General features: G+C 71.6%; 14 protein-coding genes and 1 pseudogene. 4 read left to right on the forward strand and 11 right to left on the reverse strand.

What is annotated here, in order from left to right; genetic code table 11:
* The first annotated feature begins 1 nt into the window (after position 1).
* From nuoL to recQ, 4 genes are all read left to right on the forward strand, one after another.
* The gene (gene nuoL, locus ACIP89_RS09990) at positions 2-1,903 is read left to right on the forward strand and encodes an NADH-quinone oxidoreductase subunit L (protein ID WP_402114149.1); all 1,902 of its coding nucleotides are present in this window, start codon (positions 2-4) and stop codon (positions 1,901-1,903) included.
* A 4-nt stretch (positions 1,904-1,907) separates the two neighbouring features.
* Positions 1,908-3,542 (forward strand): NADH-quinone oxidoreductase subunit M, encoded by a 1,635-nt coding sequence (locus ACIP89_RS09995; protein ID WP_401923291.1) that lies wholly within the window; start codon positions 1,908-1,910, stop codon positions 3,540-3,542.
* On the forward strand, positions 3,539-5,203 hold the full coding sequence (gene nuoN / locus ACIP89_RS10000; RefSeq protein ID WP_401923294.1) for an NADH-quinone oxidoreductase subunit NuoN: 1,665 nt from the start codon (positions 3,539-3,541) through the stop codon (positions 5,201-5,203). The genes ACIP89_RS09995 and nuoN overlap by 4 nt, the downstream gene beginning before the upstream one ends.
* A 144-nt stretch (positions 5,204-5,347) precedes the next feature.
* Positions 5,348-7,447, forward strand: a complete 2,100-nt coding sequence (gene recQ / locus ACIP89_RS10005; RefSeq protein WP_402114151.1) for a DNA helicase RecQ — start codon at positions 5,348-5,350, stop codon at positions 7,445-7,447.
* A gap of 33 nt (positions 7,448-7,480) precedes the next feature.
* Here recQ and ACIP89_RS10010 read toward each other — a convergent pair.
* From ACIP89_RS10010 to ACIP89_RS10060, 11 genes and pseudogenes are all read right to left on the reverse strand, one after another.
* Positions 7,481-8,001 (reverse strand): annotated as a pseudogene (locus ACIP89_RS10010) (Uma2 family endonuclease).
* An 85-nt stretch (positions 8,002-8,086) separates the two neighbouring features.
* Entirely contained in the window at positions 8,087-10,807 is a 2,721-nt protein-coding gene (locus ACIP89_RS10015; RefSeq protein ID WP_402114153.1) for a fumarate reductase/succinate dehydrogenase flavoprotein subunit, read from the reverse strand.
* 26 nt (positions 10,808-10,833) lie between these two features.
* On the reverse strand, positions 10,834-11,571 hold the full coding sequence (locus ACIP89_RS10020) for an ABC transporter ATP-binding protein (protein ID WP_401923301.1): 738 nt from the start codon (positions 11,569-11,571) through the stop codon (positions 10,834-10,836).
* The gene (locus ACIP89_RS10025; RefSeq protein ID WP_402114156.1) at positions 11,568-12,434 is read right to left on the reverse strand and encodes an ABC transporter permease; all 867 of its coding nucleotides are present in this window, start codon (positions 12,432-12,434) and stop codon (positions 11,568-11,570) included. Before ACIP89_RS10025 ends, ACIP89_RS10020 begins: the two co-directional genes overlap by 4 nt.
* Positions 12,431-13,798: an ABC transporter substrate-binding protein gene (locus ACIP89_RS10030; protein WP_401923307.1), complete on the reverse strand. Its 1,368-nt coding sequence runs from the start codon at positions 13,796-13,798 to the stop codon at positions 12,431-12,433. Before ACIP89_RS10030 ends, ACIP89_RS10025 begins: the two co-directional genes overlap by 4 nt.
* A 15-nt stretch (positions 13,799-13,813) precedes the next feature.
* Positions 13,814-14,041: a ferredoxin family protein gene (locus ACIP89_RS10035; protein WP_250968247.1), complete on the reverse strand. Its 228-nt coding sequence runs from the start codon at positions 14,039-14,041 to the stop codon at positions 13,814-13,816.
* 42 nt (positions 14,042-14,083) lie between these two features.
* Positions 14,084-14,854: a GntR family transcriptional regulator gene (locus ACIP89_RS10040; RefSeq protein WP_401923310.1), complete on the reverse strand. Its 771-nt coding sequence runs from the start codon at positions 14,852-14,854 to the stop codon at positions 14,084-14,086.
* 145 nt (positions 14,855-14,999) lie between these two features.
* Positions 15,000-15,650, reverse strand: coding sequence for a GPP34 family phosphoprotein (locus tag ACIP89_RS10045; RefSeq protein ID WP_401923312.1), 651 nt, complete (start codon positions 15,648-15,650; stop codon positions 15,000-15,002).
* Positions 15,647-16,876, reverse strand: coding sequence for a fumarylacetoacetase (gene fahA, locus ACIP89_RS10050; protein WP_328695936.1), 1,230 nt, complete (start codon positions 16,874-16,876; stop codon positions 15,647-15,649). Before fahA ends, ACIP89_RS10045 begins: the two co-directional genes overlap by 4 nt.
* A 148-nt stretch (positions 16,877-17,024) precedes the next feature.
* The gene (locus ACIP89_RS10055; protein WP_402114159.1) at positions 17,025-19,049 is read right to left on the reverse strand and encodes a CocE/NonD family hydrolase; all 2,025 of its coding nucleotides are present in this window, start codon (positions 19,047-19,049) and stop codon (positions 17,025-17,027) included.
* A 9-nt stretch (positions 19,050-19,058) separates the two neighbouring features.
* The gene (locus tag ACIP89_RS10060; RefSeq protein ID WP_401923315.1) at positions 19,059-20,558 is read right to left on the reverse strand and encodes a peptide MFS transporter; all 1,500 of its coding nucleotides are present in this window, start codon (positions 20,556-20,558) and stop codon (positions 19,059-19,061) included.
* Positions 20,559-20,658 lie beyond the last annotated feature (100 nt).

Here is a 20,658-nt window from a genome sequence, read left to right on the forward strand (position 1 = left end):
AATGAACGCAGAGAACCTGATTGCGCTGCTTGTCGCGGCGCCCCTGCTCGGAGCGGCGGTGCTGCTGTGCGGCGGCCGGCGCCTGGACCGCGTGGGCCATTATCTCGGCACCCTGCTCGCCGGCGCCTCCTTCGTCATCGGAGTGGTGCTCTTCCTCGACATGCTGGGGAAGAGCGCGGACGACCGGGCGCTGCACCAGAGGCTGTTCAGCTGGATTCCGGTCGAGGGCTTCCAGGCCGATGTGGCCTTCCAGCTCGACCAGCTGTCGATGACGTTCGTGCTGCTGATCACCGGTGTGGGCACGCTGATCCACATCTACTCGATCGGCTACATGGCGCACGACGAGCGCCGGCGCCGCTTCTTCGGCTATCTGAACCTCTTCCTCGCGGCGATGCTGATCCTGGTCATCGCCGACAACTACCTGCTGCTGTACGTCGGGTGGGAGGGCGTCGGTCTGGCGTCGTACCTGCTCATCGGCTTCTGGCAGCACAAGCCCAGCGCGGCCACCGCCGCGAAGAAGGCCTTCCTGGTCAACCGGGTCGGTGACATGGGCCTGTCGATCGCGATCATGCTGATGTTCACCACCTTCGGCACCTTCGCCTTCGGCCCCGTCCTGGCGGCCACCGACGGGGCGAGCGAGGGCAAGCTGACGGCGATCGGCCTGATGCTGCTCCTCGCCGCGTGCGGCAAGTCGGCCCAGGTGCCGTTGCAGTCCTGGCTCGGTGACGCGATGGAGGGCCCGACCCCGGTCTCGGCCCTGATCCACGCCGCCACCATGGTGACCGCGGGCGTCTACCTCATCGTCCGGTCCGGCGACATCTTCAACGCCGCGCCGGACGCACAGCTGGTCGTCGTGGTCGTCGGCGCGGTCACCCTGATCTTCGGGGCGATCGTCGGTTGCGCGAAGGACGACATCAAGAAGGCCCTCGCCGGCTCGACGATGTCGCAGATCGGCTACATGATCCTGGCCGCCGGGCTCGGCCCGATCGGCTACGTCTTCGCGATCATGCACCTGGTGACCCACGGCTTCTTCAAGGCCGGGCTCTTCCTCGGCGCCGGTTCGGTCATGCACGGCATGAACGACGAGGTCGACATGAGGAAGTTCGGCGGCCTGCGGAAGTACATGCCGGTCACCTTCGTCACCTTCGGCCTCGGCTACCTCGCGATCATCGGCTTCCCCGGACTGTCCGGCTTCTTCTCCAAGGACAAGATCATCGAGGCGGCCTTCGCCAAGGGCGGCACCGAGGGCTGGATCCTCGGCGCGGTCACCCTGCTGGGCGCCGCGATCACCGCGTTCTACATGACGCGCGTGATGCTGCTGACGTTCTTCGGCGAGAAGCGCTGGGTCCCCGACGCGGAGGGCCACGAGCCGCATCCGCACGAGTCCCCGAAGTCCATGACGATCCCCATGATCGTGCTCGCCTTCGGTTCGGTCTTCGCCGGTGGCTTCTTCTCCATCGGTGACCGCTTCCTGCACTGGCTGGAGCCCGTCACCGGCCACGACCACGGAGACGCCCCGGTCAGCGCGAGCACCGTCACCGCCGCCACCATGGTGGTGCTGGTGATCGGAGTCGGCATCGCCTGGCTGATGTACGGCCGCAAGCCCGTGCCCGCGGTCGCCCCGCGCGGCTCGCTGCTCACCCGGGCCGCCCGCCGCGATCTCCTCCAGGACGACTTCAACCACGTGGTCCTGGTCCGCGGCGGCGAGCACCTCACCCGCTCCCTGGTGTACGTGGACCACACCCTGGTCGACGGGGTCGTCAACGGCACGGCCGCCTCCATGGGCGGGCTCTCCGGCCGGCTGCGCAAACTGCAGAACGGCTACGCCCGCTCCTACGCGGTCTCGATGTTCGGCGGTACGGCGGTTCTCATCGCCGCGACCCTGCTGATGAGGGCGGTCTGATCACATGTCCTTTCCCCTCCTGACAGCGACGGCGGTGCTCCCGGCGATCGGCGCGATCGCCACCGCCGCCGTCCCGGCCGCACGGCGCACCGCCGCCAAATGGCTGGCGCTGCTCTTCTCGCTGGGCACCCTGGTGCTCGCGGGCATCGTGCTCGCCCGCTTCGAACCCGGCGGCAGCCGCTTCCAGCTCACCGAATCGCACGCCTGGATCAAGGACTTCGGCGTCCGGTACGAACTCGGGGTGGACGGCATCGGGGTGGCGCTCATGGCGCTCACCGCCCTGCTGATGCCCTTCATCATCCTGGCCGGCTGGCACGACGCCGATCCGTCCCCAAGCTCTCAACTCCGTTCGAGCAGGGGAGGCCCCAACGAGAACAAGCCCTATCGATGGCGGCCCACCCAGGGCTTCTTCGCCCTGATGCTGATGACCGAAGCGATGGTGATCCTCTCCTTCGAGGCCACCGACGTCTTCGTCTTCTACATCCTCTTCGAAGCCATGCTCATCCCGATGTACTTCCTCATCGGCGGCTTCGGTGACCGGGCCACCTCCTCCGCGGCCGCCGCGGCGGCCGGTGGCGGCGACGAGAACGCCGCGACGCAACGCTCGTACGCGGCCGTGAAGTTCCTCCTCTACAACCTGGTCGGCGGCCTCATCATGCTGGCCGCGGTGATCGGGCTCTACACGGTCGCGGGGACGTTCTCGCTCTCCGAGATCGCCGAGGCCCGCGCCAACGGCACGTTCTCCATGGCGACCAGCACCGAGCGCTGGCTCTTCCTCGGGTTCTTCTTCGCCTTCGCGGTGAAGGCCCCGCTGTGGCCGCTGCACACCTGGCTGCCCAACGCCATGGGCGAGGCGACCTCCCCGGTCGCCGTGCTGCTCACCGCGGTCGTCGACAAGGTCGGCACCTTCGCGATGCTGCGCTTCTGCCTCCAGCTCTTCCCGGAGGCCAGCAAGTGGGCCACCCCGGTGATCCTGGTCCTGGCGCTGATCAGCATCGTCTACGGGGCGCTGCTCGCCGTCGGCCAGCGCGACATCAAGCGGCTGATCGCCTACGCGTCGATCTCGCACTTCGGCTTCATCGTCCTCGGCATCTTCGCGATGACGAGCCAGGGCCAGTCGGGCGCGACGCTCTACATGATCAACCACGGCATCTCGACGGCCGCGCTGATGCTGGTGGCGGGCTTCCTGATCACCCGGCGCGGCTCGCGGCTCATCTCCGACTACGGCGGAGTCCAGAAGGTGGCGCCGATCCTGGCCGGCACCTTCCTGATCGGCGGTCTGGCCACCCTTTCGCTGCCGGGGCTCGCCCCGTTCGTCAGCGAGTTCCTGGTCCTCGTCGGTGTGTTCTCCGCCTATCCGGTGGCCGGCATCATCGCCACCACCGGGATCGTGCTCGCCGCGATCTACGTCCTGGTGCTCTACCAGCGGACGATGACGGGGCCGGTCAAGGCCGAGGTCCAGGGCATGACGGACCTCAGGGCCCGTGAGCTGGTGGTGGTCGTCCCGCTGATCGCACTGCTGATCTTCCTGGGCGTCTACCCGAAGCCGCTGACGGAGATCGTCAACCCCGCGGTGCAGCACACCATGTCGGACGTACAGAAGAAGGACCCGCAGCCCGAGGTGGAGGCCGTCAAGTGAGCGCAACAGCTGTCCACAGCCTGTGGACAATGGCGGGCGGGGTGACATCGGCCGCTCCTGACGAGAAGTTCAAGGCGCCGGTCATCGAGTACGCCCAGCTGACCCCGGTCCTGATCGTGATCGGAGTCGCCGTACTGGGCGTGCTCGCCGAGGCCTTCGTGCCGCGCCGGGCCCGCTACCACACGCAGATCTTCCTGACCGTCGTCGCGCTGGTCGCCGCGTTCGCCGCGGTGATCGGCCTGGCGGCCGACGGGTACGGCACGACGAAGGCGCACATCGCCGCGATGGGGGCGGTCGCCATCGACGGGCCCGCCCTGTTCCTCCAGGGCACCATCCTGCTGACGTCGCTGGTCGCCGTGTTCACCTTCGCGGAGCGGCGGCTCGACCCCGCCTCGCACGGCAACCGGGTCGACTCGTTCGCCGCGCAGGCCGCCTCGGTCCCCGGCAGTGACAGCGAGAAGGCCGCGGTCAAGGCCGGGTTCACCACCACAGAGGTCTTCCCGCTGATCCTCTTCTCGGTCGCGGGCATGCTGGTCTTCCCGGCGGCCAACGATCTGCTGACGCTCTTCGTGGCCCTGGAAGTCTTCTCGCTCCCGCTCTACCTCCTGTGCGCCGTCGCCCGCCGCAAGCGGCTGATGTCGCAGGAGGCCGCGGTGAAGTACTTCCTGCTCGGCGCCTTCTCCTCGGCGTTCCTGCTCTTCGGGATCGCCCTGCTCTACGGGTACGCCGGCTCCGTCTCGTACGCCAAGATCGCCTCCGTCGTGGACGGCTCCATCCAGAAGATCGACCCGGCGCTCGCGGACACCATGGGCAACGACGCGCTGCTGCTCATCGGCGGCGCGATGATCCTGACCGGCCTGCTCTTCAAGGTCGGCGCCGTCCCCTTCCACATGTGGACCCCGGACGTCTACCAGGGCGCCCCGACCCCGGTCACCGGCTTCATGGCCGCGGCCACGAAGGTCGCCGCGTTCGGTGCGCTGCTGCGCCTGCTGTACGTGGTGCTGCCGGGCCTCACCTGGGACCTTCGCCCGGTCATGTGGGGCGTCGCGATCGTCACGATGCTGGGCGGCGCGATCGTCGCCATCACCCAGACCGACATCAAGCGGCTGCTGGCCTACTCCTCGATCGCCCATGCCGGATTCATCCTGGCCGGTGTCATCGCGGCCACTCCGGAGGGCATCTCCTCCGTCCTCTTCTACCTGGCCACGTACTCCTTCGTGACGGTCGGCGCCTTCGCCGTCGTCACCCTGGTGCGCGATGCGGGCGGCGAGGCGACGCACCTGTCGAAGTGGGCCGGGCTCGGCCGCCGCTCCCCGCTGGTCGCCGCGGTCTTCGCGGTGTTCCTGCTGGCCTTCGCCGGTATCCCGCTCACCTCGGGCTTCTCCGGGAAGTTCGCGGTGTTCAAGGCCGCGGCCGACGGTGGCGCGGGCGGACTGGTCGTGGTCGGTGTGATCTCCTCGGCGATCGCCGCGTTCTTCTACATCCGGGTCATCGTGCTGATGTTCTTCAGCGAGCCGAAGGCGGACGGCCCCACGGTCGCCGTCCCGTCCCCGCTGACGATGACCACGATCGCGGTCGGTGTCGCGGTCACGCTGGTGCTGGGCCTGGCCCCGCAGTACTTCCTGGACCTGGCGAGCCAGGCGGGAGTCTTCGTGCGGTAGGGCGGCGGGGCGGTAGCGCGAGGCGTACCACCGCGGGAACAGCGCCGGACGGGCTTGGAAGTCAAGCCCGTCCGGCGCTGTCGTACGCGGCGCCTATCGTGGCAGGAGAGCGCCAGGAACGGGCCGGATGCCGGGGACAGAGCGATGAGCGGGACGGGCAGGACAGACGTGACAGACGTGACCATGGATGTGACCGAGAGCGATGCGCGGCAGACGCTCCACCGGGTCTTCGGGTACGAGGCGTTCCGGGGGGAGCAGGAAGCGGTCGTCGACCACGTGGTGGCCGGCGGGGACGCCGTCGTGCTCATGCCGACCGGTGGCGGCAAGTCGCTCTGCTACCAGATCCCGTCCCTGGTCAGGCCCGGTACGGGCATCGTCATCTCGCCGCTGATCGCCCTGATGCAGGACCAGGTGGACGCGCTGCGGGCGCTGGGTGTGCGGGCCGGGTTCGTCAACTCCACCCAGGACCACGACGAGCGGCGCTCGATGGAGGCCCAGTTCGTCGCGGGCGAGCTGGACCTGCTGTACCTCGCGCCCGAGCGGCTCCGGCTGGACTCCACGCTCGGCCTGCTCTCGCGCGGCGAGATCTCCGTCTTCGCCATCGACGAGGCGCACTGCGTCGCCCAGTGGGGCCACGACTTCCGGCCCGACTACCTGGCCCTGTCCGTCCTGGGCGAGCGCTGGCCCGACGTCCCGCGGATCGCGCTGACGGCGACGGCGACCGCGGCCACCCACCAGGAGATCACCCAGCGCCTCGGCATGCCCGACGCCAAGCACTTCGTGGCGGGCTTCGACCGGCCCAACATCCAGTACCGCATCGTGCCCAAGGCCGACCCGAAGAAGCAGCTGCTGTCCTTCCTCAAGGAGGAGCACGCCGGGGACGCGGGCATCGTCTACTGCCTCTCGCGCAACTCCACCGAGAAGACCGCCGAGTACCTCTGCCGCAACGGCATCGAGGCCGTCCCGTACCACGCGGGTCTGGACGCCGGGATCCGAGCCCGCCACCAGTCCCGCTTCCTGCGCGAGGAGGGCCTGGTCGTCGTCGCGACGATCGCCTTCGGCATGGGCATCGACAAGCCGGACGTCCGCTTCGTCGCCCACCTCGACCTGCCGAAGTCCGTCGAGGGCTACTACCAGGAGACCGGCCGGGCCGGCCGTGACGGCGCCCCCTCCACCGCCTGGATGGCCTACGGGCTCCAGGACGTCGTCCAGCAGCGCAAGCTCATCCAGGGCGGCGAGGGCGACGAGGCCTTCCGCCGCCGGGCCGCCTCGCACCTGGACTCCATGCTGGCCCTGTGCGAGACCGTGCAGTGCCGCCGGGCCCAGCTGCTCAAGTACTTCGGCCAGGAGCCCGCCACCGCCTCCTGCGGCAACTGCGACACCTGCCTGGCCCCGCCCGAGACCTGGGACGGCACGGTGGTCGCCCAGAAGCTGCTGTCCACGGTCGTACGGCTGAAGCGGGAGCGCGGGCAGAAGTTCGGCGCGGGCCAGATCATCGACATCCTGCTGGGCCGCAAGACGGCGAAGATCATCCAGTTCGACCACGACCAGCTCTCGGTGTTCGGCATCGGTGAGGAGCTGGCGGAGGCGGAGTGGCGCGGCGTGGTCCGCCAGCTGCTGGCCCAGGGGCTGCTCGCGGTCGAGGGTGAGTACGGCACGCTGGTGCTCACCGAGGAGAGCGGTTCCGTGCTAGGCCGGGAGCGCGAGGTGCTGCTGCGCAAGGAACCGAAGAAGATCGCCCCGGCCCGCTCCTCCTCGAAGAGCGGCAAGGGCAAGGCGGCCGCCGTCGCGGACCTCCCGGAGTCGGCGGTCCCGGTCTTCGAGGCACTGCGCGCCTGGCGCGGCGCCCAGGCCAAGGAGCTGGGCCTCCCGGCGTACGTGATCTTCCACGACGCGACGCTGCGGGAGATCGCCGCGCTCCGGCCGGGTTCGCTCGCGGAGCTGGGCGGGATCAGCGGACTGGGCGAGAAGAAGCTGGCGACGTACGGGGAGGGCGTGCTGGAGGTACTGGCGGGGCTCCCGGCCGCCGACGCGGAGCCCGCAGCCCCGGCCGAGACGGCCCCGGCGCCCGCGGCCTCCGCTCCGGCCGAGACGGCCCCGGCGCCCGCGGCCTCCGCCCCGGCAGCAGCCCCCGCGCCCCAGGCCCGGGTGCCCGCTCCGGCTCCGGCACCCGCCGCTCCGGCCGCTGCCCCCGGCGCCGACCCGGAGTTCGACTGGGACGAGGAGCCGCCGGAGTACGAGTGAGGAGCACCGCCGGGGTCCCGGAACGCGGCGGGCCTACTGCGGGTCCGCCGCCCGGCGCCTGGAGACGATCGCGGCCAGGTCGAGATCGACCGCGAAGGGCGCGGACACCTTCATCCGGTCGTGAAAGATCCCGGTGGAGGTGTACGCCCCGGTCGCCGGCTCCAGTTCGAAGACGTACACCACCGCGCGGCCGTCCTGGTTCTCCACCCGCCAGTAGTGCGGGATCCCCGCCCGCGCGTACTTCACGGGTTTGGTCTCGCGGGACGCGTGACGGACTCGTCGGACACGACCTCGATCGCGAGCAGCACGCTGCTCGCGGGGAACCGCGTCTGCCGCAGACTCTCGACCGCGTCGGCCCGGACGACGACCACATCCGGCTCGGGCCGGTTCTGGAAGTCGACATCGATGGTGAACTCTCGAAAGACCTCCAGGTCGAGCGGCGCTATCGACTGCAACTGCCACAGATTCGGGAGTGTGTCCAGGTCATCGGCGGTCCAGCCGCCCACGGGCGGAACCGCCCACCGCGGCTCGGGGGCATCGGGCTCGACGCTCATCAGTGCTCCCGTGGCTGGAGTCTGGCGGGTTCGTCCAGCGTATCCGCACGTCACTGGCACGGGCCTGCCCGACCGTGTGAACGAGTCACGCGCCGTTGACCGCCATCCCCCGCCCCGCATAGGCCCGCACATCCGCGTCCGGGTCCGACACCGCCCCCGCCAGGGCCTCCCGTGCCGCCGCCTCGCCCGGGTGACGGAGCAGTGCCAGCACCGCGGCCTTGCGCACGTCGGCGTTCCGGTCGCCCAGCGCGCCGGTCAGCGGGGTGACCGCCTGCTCCGGGTCCGCCGAGGAGAGGCCCTTCGCGGCGCCCGCCCGGACCTGCCAGGCCGGATCGGTCAGCGCGGCCACCGCCCGCTCGGCGTACGCGGCCGGGCAGCCCGTCTCCGCGAGCGCGCCCAGCGCCGCCGCGCGGACCAGCGCGTCCGGGTCGTCCAGCAGCGGGGTGAGCGGTTCCGGTGCGGGGGAGCGGATCGCCGCCAGGCCCTTCGCCACCGCCACCCGTACCTCGCGGGACGGGTCGGAGGCCGCCCGGACCAGCCCGGCGACGGCGTCCACCGACACCAGCGCCCGCACGGTCTCCACGCGCACGTCGAGATCGGCGTCGGTGAGCGTGCGGGCGTACAGCTCCGCGTCCCCCAGCCGCAATGACCGCAGGGTGTCGAGGGAGGCGGCCCGGACCACGGGGTCGGCCGAGGCGAGCGCGGTGATCAGAGGGGTCCGCAGGGCGGGTGAAGGCGTCAGCACCTCGACCAGTTCGCGCAGGGAGGCCGCGACGGCCGCGCGCACGGCGGCGGCGGGATCGGCCAGCGCGCCGGCGAGGGCCGGGCCCGCGCCCCGCGGGGTCGACTCGGTGAGCGCGGCGACGGCGGCCCGGCGGACGGACGGATCGGGGTCGGCCAGGTAGGGGGAGAGGGCCGCCAGTTCGGGTTCGCCCTCGCTCAGCGCCAGCAGCTCCAGAATGCGCGGCGATGTGGAGGCGAGGGGACCGGCCACGGCGGGAGCAGCCGTGCGCGCGGACGCGGAGGCGGGCGCCGCGTCGCGAGGTCCCGCCGTCCCCACCCCCTCCGGCTCCACCTCGCCGATCCTGCGCACCGGGCCCCCGACCGGCTCGAACCCCTCCACCGGGACCAGATAGGGCGCCACCGGCCGGGCCGTGAACTCCATCGCGCCGGAAGCCGACTTGTACAGGTCCAGGTGGTGGAACCAGTCCGTGTCGTCCCGCTCCGGATGGTCCGTGCGCTCGTGGTAGAGGCCCCAGCGGGACTCCGTGCGGGCCAGCGAGGAGCGGGCCGCCATCTCGGCGCAGTCCCGGATGAACGACACCTCGGCGCACCGCATCAGCTCGTGCGGGGTCTTCGCGCCCATCTCCGCGAGGTCCGTGCGCATCCGCTCGAACGACTCCAGGGCGATCGAGAGCCGGGCACCGGACTTGGGCGGCGCCACGTAGTCGTTCACGAAGCGGCGCAGCTTGTACTCGACCTGCGGCTGCGGGGGCCCGTCCGGGTTGCGCAGCGGCCGGTAGACCAGCTCGTGGGCCGCGCGCAGCTGCTCGGCCGGCAGCTCGCCCTCGTACGGCGTGAACCGGGCCGCGTCCTCGCCCGCCAGGTCGCCGAAGACGAACGCGCCGATCATGTAGTTGTGCGGGACGCAGGCCAGGTCCCCGGCCGCGTAGAGCCGGTCCACGGTGGTGCGGGCCCGGTCGTCGACCCGGACGCCGGAGGCCGAATGCCCGCCGCACAGGCCGATCTCGGAGATGTGCATCTCGATGTCGTGGGTGCGGTAGTCGTGGCCGCGCCCCGCGTGGAACGTGCCCCGGGTGGGCCGCTCCGTGGTGTGCAGGATGTTCTCCAGCGCGCTGACCGACTCCTCGGGGAGATGGCTCAGCTTCAGGTAGACCGGGCCGCGGTCTGAGGCCACTTCCGCCGCGAACTCGGCCATCATCTGCCCGGACCAGTAGTCGGAGTCCACGAAGCGTTCGCCGTGCCGGTTGACCTGGTAGCCGCCGAAGGGGTTGGCGACATAGGCGCAGGCCGGGCCGTTGTAGTCCTTGATCAGCGGGTTGATCTGGAAGCACTCGATGCCGGTCAGCTCGGCGCCCGCGTGGTAGGCCATGGCGTAGCCGTCACCGGCGTTGGTCGGGTTCTCGTACGTGCCGTAGAGGTATCCGGAGGCCGGCAGGCCGAGCCGTCCGCAGGCGCCGGTGGCCAGGATGACGGCGCCCGCCCGGACGGTGACGAACTGCCCGGAGCGGGTGTTGAAGCCGGCCGCCCCGATCGCCCGGCCGTCGTCGCCGGTGAGGACGCGGACGGGCATGACGCGGTTCTCGATGCGGATGAGTTCACGCATCTCGCGGCGGCGCAGCTGCCGGTAGAGGACCTTCTTCACGTCCTTGCCCTCGGGCATCGGCAGCACGTACGAGCCGGAGCGGTGCACCTGGCGGACCGCGTACTCGCCGTGCTCGTCCTTCTCGAACTTCACCCCGTACGACTCCAGCCGCCGCACCATGTCGAAGCCGCGCGTGGCGGTCCGGCGGACGGTGGACTGGTCGACGATGCCGTCGTTGGCGCGGGTGATCTCGGCGACGTAGTCGTCGGGTTCGGCGCGGCCCGGGATCACCGCGTTGTTCACGCCGTCCATGCCCATGGCGAGGGCGCCCGAGTGGCGGACGTGCGCCTTCTCCAGCAGGAGGACGGAGGCGCCGTGCTCGGCGGCGGTGAGGGCGGCCATCGTGCCGGCCGTACCGCCGCCGACGACCAGTACGTCGCAGGAGAGTTCCTCGGCGTCGGCGAGGGCGGGGATCTGCACGGGAGGGCCTTTCGGGAGGAGGGGGCTCAAGGGGTGAGGGATTCCAGCACCTCGCGGCGCAGGGCGGCCGTCGCCGGGTCCGTGTGGGCGGCGCGCTCGCGCGGGCGCGGCACGGGCAGCACCCGGCCGGTGGAGAGCAGCGCGACGCGGTCGCCGAGGAACAGCGCCTCGTCCACGTCATGCGTGACGAACACGACGGTGGCGCCGGTGCCGCGCAGCACGTCCACGAGCAGCTGCTGCATCCCGGCCCTGGTCTGGGCGTCCAGCGCGCCGAACGGCTCGTCCATCAGGACGGCGCGCGGACCGGCGGCCAGCGCGCGGGCCAGCTGGACGCGCTGGCGCTGGCCGCCGGAGATCCGGTGCGGAAGCTTCGTGGCGTGCTCCGCCAGGCCGACCCGGGCCAGCCAGGCCCCGGCGCGTGCCCGGCGCTCGGCACGCCCCGCCCCCTGGATGGCCAGCGGCAGTTCGACGTTGGCCCGGACCGTGCGCCACGGGAGCAGCGCGTCGTCCTGGAAGACGAGGGCCCGCTCGGCGCGGGGCGCGGTGAGGGGTTCGCCGTCCTGGCTCACCTCGCCGTCCAGCGGCGGCAGCAGCCCGGCGAGGGTGCGCAGGAGCGTCGACTTCCCGCAGCCGGACGGTCCGACGACGGTGAGGATCTCGCCGGGTACGACGTCGAGGTCGAGCCCGTCCAGGACGGGCACCCCGGCCCGGCCGAGGGTGACGCCCCGCAGGGTGAGCCGCACGCCGTGGGAGTCAGTGGTCATGAGCGCACCCGTTCCTGTTCCGGTGCCGTACGGGCCGGGTGGACAGCGGCCGCCGCCGGGGCGGGCCGACGGCGTACGGGAGCCGGCGGGCGGCTCTCCGTGCGCGGCAGCCAGCGGGTCAGCCTGCGGCCCAGCAGCTCGACCGCCGTCGAGGTCAGCCAGCCGAGCAGACCGATGGTGGCCATGCCGACGAAGACGCCCGGATAGTCGACGACGGTGTAGTCCTGCCAGGTGCGGTAGCCGACCCCGTACTCGCCGGAGATCATCTCGGCGGAGATCACACAGATCCACGACACCCCGATGCCGACGGACAGGCCGCCGAGGATGCCGGGGAGCGCTCCGGGCAGGACGACGGACCGCAGGACGCGCCACCGCCCGCCGCCCATCGTCAGGACGGCCTCCTCCCACATGGGCGTCAGCGCCCGCACCGCGTGCCGGGTGGAGACCATGACGGGGAAGAACGCCGCGGTGCAGGTGATGAAGACGATGCCCTGCTCGTTGCTGGGGAAGAGCAGGATCGCCACCGGGACGAGCGCGATCGCCGGTACCGGGCGCAGCACTTCCAGGACCGGGCCGAGCAGATCGGCGGCGACGCGCGAGCGCGCCACGGCCGTGCCGACGGTGACGCCGAGCACGGCGGCCAGCGCGAAACCGGTGACGATCCTGGTCAGGCTGTCGGTCAGGTCCTGCCAGTACGCGTCGCCGGAGATCCGGCCGGCGAAGGCGCGGGCCACCTCCGTGACGGTCGGGAACTGCTCGAAGCGCAGCCAGAGGTTGATGTCGTAGGAGGTCAGCGCCTGCCAGAGACCGAGCACCGCGACCAGCGAGAGCGCCCGGCGCACGAGCGACCACCGGCCGCTCATGAGGCGGACCGGGCCTTGTCCAGCGCGGCGGCGTACGGGAGGGTCCGGGCGCCGGGGTGGGCCGACACGTACGCTCGGGCCGCGGACCCGGTGACGAAGGGCCGCAGTCCGGTCCCGTCCGAGACCCACACCGCCCGGTCCGCGAACCAGAGCGTGCCGGTGGACGCGTCGGGGACGTACGCCGCCCGGACCGCGTCGCGGTGCGCGGCCACGTACCGCAGCAGCGCGGTGGGGGTGGGGTACGCGGTCGTGGTGTCCTCCCCCCTGAGCCACACCTCGCCACCGCGCCGGGCGGGCGGACCCGCGGCCAGCGCCTTCGCGTAGCCGGAGCCGTACACCCGCCGCAGATAGCGGTCGTCGACGAACGCGTCCACATCGACGTCGCCGACGAGCTTCGCCGAGCGCAGCACCGGGACGTCCTTCTTCAGCGCGGCGATCAGCGCGGGCTTCAGTGTGGTGTCGAAGGTGGCGATGCCCTGGGCGCCGTTGTAGAGGTGGACGACCTCGGCCGGCAGCCCGGTGGCCTTCGCGACCGACTCGGAGGCCGGCACGGGGTGCCGGTGGAGGTAGTCGGTCGCCCGGCCCTGGGCGCGGAGGAAGTCCTCCACGACGCCGGGCCGCCTCTGCGCGAAGTCCTGGCCGACCGTGACCCCGTGGAAGGTCGGCAGCTTCAGCTCCGCGCCGTCGTACAGCGCCTTGGCGCGGCCCTGGAAGGCGAGCAGTCCCGGCCAGGCGACGAACTGCGAGAGGGCGTCCGCGCTGCCCGCCTGGAGCGCCGAAGCGCCCACCGCGGGCTGCTGGTTGAGCTTGCGGATGTCCTTCTCCGGGTCGAGGCCGGCCTGCCGGAGGGCGCGGACCAGGGTGCCGTCGGCCGCGGAGCCGATGCTCGTGGAGACCTTCCTGCCACGCAGGTCCGCGAGCGAGCCGAGCTCCGAGTCCGGCGCGGTGACCACGGTGTTGAGGCCGCCCGCCAGGTTGTACCCGGTGACCGAGACGAGCCGGGTCGGGCGGTTCAGCTGCTTGCCGCGGGCCGCGTTGATCAGGAGCGGGAAGTCGCCCATCGAGCCGATGTCGATCTTCCCGGCGGTCATCTGCGCGGTGATCGGGGCGCCGGTGGCGTAGTCCTGCCACTTCACCTCGTACGTGATGCCGTCCCGTTCACCGCGGCTGCGCAGCTCGTCCTCGAAGTAGCCGAGGGAGCGCAGCAGGGTGCCCGCCGTGACGGTGTTGATCGTCCGGGACTGGTAGCCGACGGTCACCGTGACGGTGCCGCTGCCGCCCGCGCTCGCCGGGCTGCCGCAGCCCGCGGCCGTCAAGGCCAGCAGAGCGGCCCCGAGCAGGGCGCCGAATGCCTTGCTTCGCATGGGGAACCGGGCCTTTCAGCGGAGTAGGTAGGGCATGTTGACGGTGACCGCGTCGGTGGGGCACCGGGCCGCGCACGGTCCGCAGTACCAGCACTCGTCCACGTGCATGTACGCCTTGCCGCTCTCCGGGTTGATGGCGAGGGAGTCGAGCGGGCACATGTCGACGCAGAGCGTGCAGCCGTCGATGCACTTCGACTCGTCGATGGTCACGGGCACGTCGGCCCGCTGGGGCGCCAGAGGCATGGCGGTCTCCAGGTAAGTGGTGATCAGGCGGGAGGGGAGCGGTCAGCCGGACCGGTGCAGCAGGGCGCTCATGCTGATGCGGTCGCCGCGGAAGCGGATGAACTCCAGGTCGACCGGGCGTCCGTCGGCGAGATGGGTGAGGCGCTCCAGCATCAGTACGGCGGCGCCGCGCGGGGTCTCCAGGACGGCGGCGGAGTGCGCGTCGGCGTTGACGGCCTCCAGGGTGATCTCGGCGGTGCCCAGCGGCTGCCCGGTCAGGGACTCCAGCAGCCGGAACACGTCGGTGTTCTCCAGGTCGGCGCCGAGGAGCCCGGTCCCGATGTCCATCGGTACGTAGGTGAGGTCGAGGGAGAGCGGCAGCCCGTCCAGCAGCCTGCGGCGCTCGATGTAGAGCACGTCGGTGTGCTCGGCGACGCCGAGCCGCCGGGCGACGGGTGCGGGTGCGGGGACGGGGCCGACGGTACGGACCTCGTTGGTGACTCGGCCGTGTTCGCGCAGGATCTCGGCGAGCCCCTGGAGCCGGTCCAGGGCGTGCGGGTACTTCTCGTTGACGACGACGGTGCCGACCCCGGGCTGCCGTTCGACCAGGCCCTCGCCGCGGAGCAGGTCCAGGGCCTGGCGGACGGTGTTGCGGGAGACGCGGTAGTCGGTGCCGATGGTGTCCTCGTACGGCAGCACGCCACCCGGGAACGCGCCCGTGCGCACCTGGTGGCGCAGCAGGTCGGCGAGGAGCCGGGCACCGTCCGCGCGCAGTCGGCGCCGGCGGGCGGCGGCGACCGGCACGGTGTGCTCGCGGATGCGTTCGGCTGGCATGCGGTGGACCATACCGACGCCCTAAGGGAGTTGGTGTTGCCGCAGTGTTGCGCCACTTGGGTGCACCCGGTGAACAGCTGTGACCTGCGGCGGTGTGGCCGGTGGCGGGGAGATCTGCCACCGGCGCCCGGGGGGCGGGCGGGCCCTACCCCCCGTCCCCCGACTGGTTCGCCCTGTCCTGGCGGACGTTGCGGAGTACCGCGTGGGCGGGCCAGTGGTCGCGGACCAGTCGGCGCATCGCGCTGCGGCTGCCGCGCTCCGTGCCGACCGAGCGGGACAGGCCGGCCGCCGAGACGAGGGCGGCCAGGGCCCGGCTCCGCGGGTCGGGGAAGCCCGCTCGCTCGGCGGCGTCGAAGCGGGTACGGGCCAGGGCGGCCAGGTCCTTCGCCGCCACCGGGTGGCGGTGGTACGGCAGCAGGCCGAGGAAGCGGCGGGTCTCGCGGCGCAGGACGCCGCGCTCCACCAGGGCGTCCAGGTACAGGCCCTCGACCGGCCGCCCGGTGTGCCGCACCCAGCGCTTGGCCGACGCCCCGGAACCCCCGCCGCCCTTGCCGGGTGCCGGCAGGCTGCGCGTCACCGCGGCGAGCACCGGGTCCGGCGGCTCCAGCGGGTCGGTCACCCGGAAGCGCCCGCCCTGCCCGGTGACCCGGCCCTGGAGCTCCAGCTCAGCCAGGGCGGCCCCGGCCATCGCGTACTCCAGGAAGCGGTTGCGGCAGTACGGTTTGCCGCGGACCGGGTCCAGGGCCAGCAGCAGCAGTTCCTCGGGCAGCGTCGGCGTGGGCGGCGGCGGGATCATGGCGCGGACACGATCCGTCCGGTCACCTCGCCGAGACCGACCCGGGTGCCGTCCGGGCCCGGCGCCCACGCCGTCAGCGTCACCGTGTCCCCGTCCTCCAGGAACGTCCGCTTGCCCTCGGGCAGCTCCAGCGGATCGCGGCCGTTCCAGGTGAGTTCGAGCAGGGAGCCGCGCTGGGCGGGCTCGGCGCCGCTGATGGTGCCGGAGCCGTACAGGTCGCCGGTGCGCAGCGAGGCGCCGTTCACCGTCATCTGGGCCAGCTGCTGGGCCGCCGTCCAGTACATGGTGGAGAACGGCGGCTCGGCGACGACGTGGCCGTTGACGGCGACGGAGAGCCGGAGGTCGTAGCCGCCTGGCTCGTCCTCCTCCGCGTCGTCGAGGTAGGGCAGCAGCGGGAAATCGCGGGCGGGCGGGGCGGTGCGGGCGGCGTCCAGGGCCTCCAGCGGAGTCACCCAGGCGGAGACCGAGGTGGCGAAGGACTTGCCGAGGAAGGGGCCCAGCGGCACGTACTCCCAGGCCTGGATGTCGCGCGCCGACCAGTCGTTGAGCAGTGACAGGCCGAAGACGTGCTCGCGGAAGTCGGTGAGCGCGACCGGGTGCCCCTGCTCGGAGGAGGTGCCGACGACGAAGCCGACCTCGGCCTCGATGTCCAGCTTCACCGACGGTCCGAAGACCGGGGCCGGGTCCGCGGGGGTCTTGCGCTGGCCGGAGGGGCGTGCCACATCCGTGCCGGAGACCACGACCGTGCCCGCCCTGCCGTGGTAACCGATCGGCAGGTGCTTCCAGTTGGGGGTGAGCGCGTCGCCGTCCGGGCGGAAGATCCGGCCGACGTTGGTGGCGTGGTGCTCGCTGGCGTAGAAGTCGACGTAATCCGCCACCCGGTAGGGCAGGTGGAGCGTCACGGACTCCACCGGGTGCAGCAGCGGCTCTATGTCCGGGCGGTGGGCCGGGACCGTCACCCAGGCGGTCAGGGCGCGGCGCACATCGCTCCAGGCGGTGCGGCCGGCCGCGAGCAGCGGCATCAGGTCGGGCTGGGCCAGCAGTTGCGCGTAGGGCGAGCCGAGGGCGAGCGCGGCCGCCCCGGCGTCGAGCACATGGCTGCCGATGCGGACGCCGACGCGCCGCTCTCCGGGCCGGTCGGGGGCGGAGAACACGCCGTACGGAAGGTTGTGCGGACCGAAGGGATCGCCCTCGGCCAGTTCGAGCGGGCTGCTCTGCTCGGGCATCTGTTGCTGCCTCGCTTTCCAGGTCGCTTGGGGGACACGTTACGTCGGGGGTGTCACCCGGCGGCAGAGCCCCAACTACCCCCCATTGCCCGGAAAGTCCCGCCGTATCCCCGCGCGCCCGGAAGTACGCGGGGATGCGGCGGGCGATTCACCCGGCCGTGCGCGGAATCCGCTTCTCCCAGGTCCGGTGGAAGACGACCTCGCCGCTGTCCTTGCAGACCACCTCGTTGGAGGTGATGAAGTGGGTCGCGTCGGCGCTGATCTCGGAACGTGTCTCGATCAGCGCGTCCCAGCCCGTCTCCGGCCGGTGCAGCCGGACCGTCCAGTCGGAGCGGGTGCGCGCGGAGAGCGGGTCGCGCTCCTGGATCGTGTACGTCTCGACCGCGTCCTCGGTGAATTCGAGGCCGTCGGGGTAGACCCGGGTGCCGCCGTAGCGCGGGTCCACCTCCATCCGCCACTCGCCCTTGGCGACGTCGCGGATCACCAGCCGCTCGGGGCGCTGCTCGTCGAGGGTGGCGGGGTAGACCACGCCGAGCGGCTCCGACTGCTCGGGCTCCTCGAAGTGGATCGCGGGGTCCTCGGTGTGCCGGCGCACCGGCAGTTCGACGAAGCTGCCCTCGGCGTCCAGCGTGAAGCCCGCCGAGCCGGCCTGCGGCCAGATCCACGGCCAGTACGAGGAGGAGACCGCGAGCCTGATGCGGTGGCCGGGCGGGAAGGTGTGACCGATCCCGTTCAGTTCGAACGTCACGTCCTCCGTGGCCCCGGCGGGCCAGTCGTCCGCGCGGTCCCGGCCGTGCCGGGCGGCGAGGTTGAGGACGCCCCGGGTGACGAGCGTGGAGGAGCCGTCGGGTGCGACATCGCAGAGCCGGGCGATGGCCTGGCCCCGGGCGACGTCCATCCGGATGCGCAGCCGAACCCGGGGGCGGCCCAGGATCTCGATCGGGGCCTCCTCGACCGGGAATTCGAAGGACACCGACTTGGCGTCCTCGTCGCGCTGGTCGGGCGGCAGGTCGGCGTCGTTGCCGAACGGGAAGAACCGGCCCGCGTCCACCCCGGTCTGCTGCGGTGAGTCGACGGTCTGCGGGCCGCCCTTGAGGGCGTACGCGACCGGCGAGACGTTCTCCGAGGGCCAGCTGGTGTCCCCGACCCAGCGGCCGGGCAGGGTCTCGTACACGGTGGCGGGCCGGTGCGACTCGCTGATCCAGGACCTCAGCAGCGGCTCCGACATGACGCCGGTGTCCTTGTCCTTGAGGTGCTGGTCCCACCAGCGCAGCGTCTCCTGGAGGAAGCCGATGCCGGGCCCCGGCGGCAGTCCCCGGTCGGGGTACTGGTGGGACCAGGGCCCGATCAGGCCGCGGACCTTCGACGGGTCCAGGTGCTCGACGAGCCGGAGCACGGTGTCGCGGTAGGGGTCGTGCCAGCCGCCGGCCGCGAGGACGTTCGCCCGGATGGCGGAGTAGTCCTCGCAGACGCTGCCGTGCTTCCAGTAGTCGTCCCGCGTCTGGTGGTCGAGCCAGGTGTGGATGAAGGGGTCGACGGCTTCGAGCCGCTTCAGCCACATGTCCTTCCACACGTCGCCCACCTGCGCCGGGTCGGGCGGGCGGCAGACGAAGGCGAGCATCGTCGCGGCCCAGGCGTGCATGTCCACGGCGAGGACGGAGCCGCCCATGTAGTGGACGTCGTTGTCGTAGCGGTCGTCCGCCGAGCACACGGTGACGATCGCCTTGAGCGGCTCGGGGGCGAGCGCGGCGATCTGGAGGGAGTTGAAGCCGCCCCAGGAGATGCCGAACATGCCGACGCGCCCCGAGCACCACTCCTGCCGGGCCAGCCAGTGGATGACGGCGACACCGTCGGCCAGCTCCTGCGCGTCGTACTCGTCGCCCGGCAGCCCCTCGCTGTTGCCGTGGCCGCGTACGTCGACGCGCACCGAGGCGTAGCCGTGGCCCGCGTACCAGGGGTGGCGCTGCGCGTCGCGCGGCGCGGTCCAGTCGCTCAGCCGGTAGGGCAGGTACTCCAGCAGGGCGGGCACCGGTTCGTCGGTGACCGGCCGCCAGATCCGGGCGTACAGCTGGGTGCCTCCCCCAGAGCCTTCGGCCTGGGAGGTGCCCCCGGGCAGCGGGATGCGGATGTCCTCGTGGGTCGTCTCGTACGGGAATTCGGTGCGGATGTGCATGGGGGTACCTCAGTGGACGGGGTGCATGGTGCGCTTCAGCCAGGGGGCGGCGGCGACGACGGCCACACCGGCCACCACCGCAATAGCGCCATTGACACCGAAGTAGGCGGGGTTGGAGACCTCGCCGTACAGCTTCACGATCTGTGCCTGGATTCCGTTGGCGAGGGCCAGTGAGAGGAACCAGAGCGCCATGGTCTGGCTGGCGAACGCCTTGGGGGCGAGCTTGGTGGTCGCGGACATGCCGGAGGTCTCCAGCAGGATGTCGCCGAGTCCGAGCAGCAGGTAGGAGCCGACGATCCACCAGGCGGCCATCCGGTAGCTGTCGTCGGCGTGCCCGGAGGTCGGCAGGACCATCAGCAGGAACGAGAGACCGCCGAGGATCACGCCCATCGCGATCTTGTTGGACGCGTGCGGCTGGCGCGGCCCCATCTTCGCCCAGACGGCCGCGACCACCGGAGCGAGCGCGACCTCGAAGGCGCCGAGCGCGGAGGCGTACCAGCTGGCCGGGAAGTGGAAGCCGAAGATCTCCGTGCGGGCGTTGGTCGACGCCAGCAGCATCATCGTCGAGTAGGCCTGGAAGAGGATGAAGTTGAAGACCACGGAGGCCAGGAACAGCACCACGTACGGGCGCAGCCTGCCGCGTTCCTCCGGGGTGACCCGGGGGCTCCTGAACATCACCACGAAGTACACGACCGGGGCGATCACCGAGATGAGGGTGAGCAGGTCGACGAAGCGGTCCATGGTCAGCCAGCCCGCCAGGGCCAGTGCGGTGGCGACCGCGGCGACCACGACGGCGCCGATGAGGATGAGCCGGACGGCCCGGCGCATCGGCGCGGGGGCCAGCGCGAACTCGGCGGTGTTCTTACGCCCGGCCAGGTGACGCCGGCCCAGTACGTACTGGATCAGGCCGAGCGTCATACCGAAGGCGGCGGCCGAGAAGCCCCAGTGCCAGCTCGCGTGGTCGCCCAGCCAGCCGGTGATCAGCGGTCCGAGGAACGCCCCGATGTTGATGCCCATGTAGTAGAGGGCGAAGCCGGCGTCGCGGCGCTCGTCGTCGGTCCGGTAGAGCTTGCCGACCATGGTGGCCACGTTGGGCTTGAGCAGCCCCGTACCGGCGCTGATCAGGCCCAGCCCGACCCAGGTCATGGTCGCGGTCGGCACCGCCATGGCGTAGTGGCCGCAGGCGATGAGGATGCCGCCGTACAGGACGGCCCGGTAGGAGCCGAGGATGCGGTCGGCCAGCCAGCCGCCCGCCACGGAGACCAGGTAGACGAGGGTTCCGTACGCCGCGGAGACGGAGGCGGCGGTGCCGGGCTCCATGCCCATGCCGCCGTTGGCGACCGTGTCCGCGAAGTACAGGACGAGGATGGCCTGCATGCCGAGGAACGAGAACCGCTCCCAGACCTCCAGGCCGGACAGGGTCATCAGACCCCGTGGCTGGCCGAAGAAGGCGTGGTCGTCACCCGGCGGTGGCCGGGTCGGATCGGTGTCGTGAGCGGTGTGGGACAAAGGGACTACTCCTGATCGTATGAGCTGATCCCGAACATACCGGCGGTGGCGGGAAGGCGCCCACGGTGATCCAAAGGGGACCGGATACGCTGACTTGAGT

Source organism: Streptomyces sp. NPDC088730, assembly GCF_044751215.1.
GTDB lineage: Bacteria > Actinomycetota > Actinomycetes > Streptomycetales > Streptomycetaceae > Streptomyces.

What these genes read in the sequence shown, in the direction of transcription:
- nuoL (WP_402114149.1), top strand. Translation starts at nt 2, where the DNA reads ATGAACGCAGAGAACCTGATTGCGCTGCTTGTCGCGGCGCCCCTGCTC.
- ACIP89_RS09995 (WP_401923291.1), top strand. Translation starts at nt 1,908, where the DNA reads ATGTCCTTTCCCCTCCTGACAGCGACGGCGGTGCTCCCGGCGATCGGC.
- recQ (WP_402114151.1), top strand. Translation starts at nt 5,348, where the DNA reads ATGAGCGGGACGGGCAGGACAGACGTGACAGACGTGACCATGGATGTG.
- ACIP89_RS10020 (WP_401923301.1), bottom strand. Translation starts at nt 11,571, where the DNA reads ATGACCACTGACTCCCACGGCGTGCGGCTCACCCTGCGGGGCGTCACC.
- ACIP89_RS10025 (WP_402114156.1), bottom strand. Translation starts at nt 12,434, where the DNA reads ATGAGCGGCCGGTGGTCGCTCGTGCGCCGGGCGCTCTCGCTGGTCGCG.
- ACIP89_RS10030 (WP_401923307.1), bottom strand. Translation starts at nt 13,798, where the DNA reads ATGCGAAGCAAGGCATTCGGCGCCCTGCTCGGGGCCGCTCTGCTGGCC.
- ACIP89_RS10035 (WP_250968247.1), bottom strand. Translation starts at nt 14,041, where the DNA reads ATGCCTCTGGCGCCCCAGCGGGCCGACGTGCCCGTGACCATCGACGAG.
- ACIP89_RS10040 (WP_401923310.1), bottom strand. Translation starts at nt 14,854, where the DNA reads ATGCCAGCCGAACGCATCCGCGAGCACACCGTGCCGGTCGCCGCCGCC.
- ACIP89_RS10045 (WP_401923312.1), bottom strand. Translation starts at nt 15,650, where the DNA reads ATGATCCCGCCGCCGCCCACGCCGACGCTGCCCGAGGAACTGCTGCTG.
- fahA (WP_328695936.1), bottom strand. Translation starts at nt 16,876, where the DNA reads ATGCCCGAGCAGAGCAGCCCGCTCGAACTGGCCGAGGGCGATCCCTTC.
- ACIP89_RS10055 (WP_402114159.1), bottom strand. Translation starts at nt 19,049, where the DNA reads ATGCACATCCGCACCGAATTCCCGTACGAGACGACCCACGAGGACATC.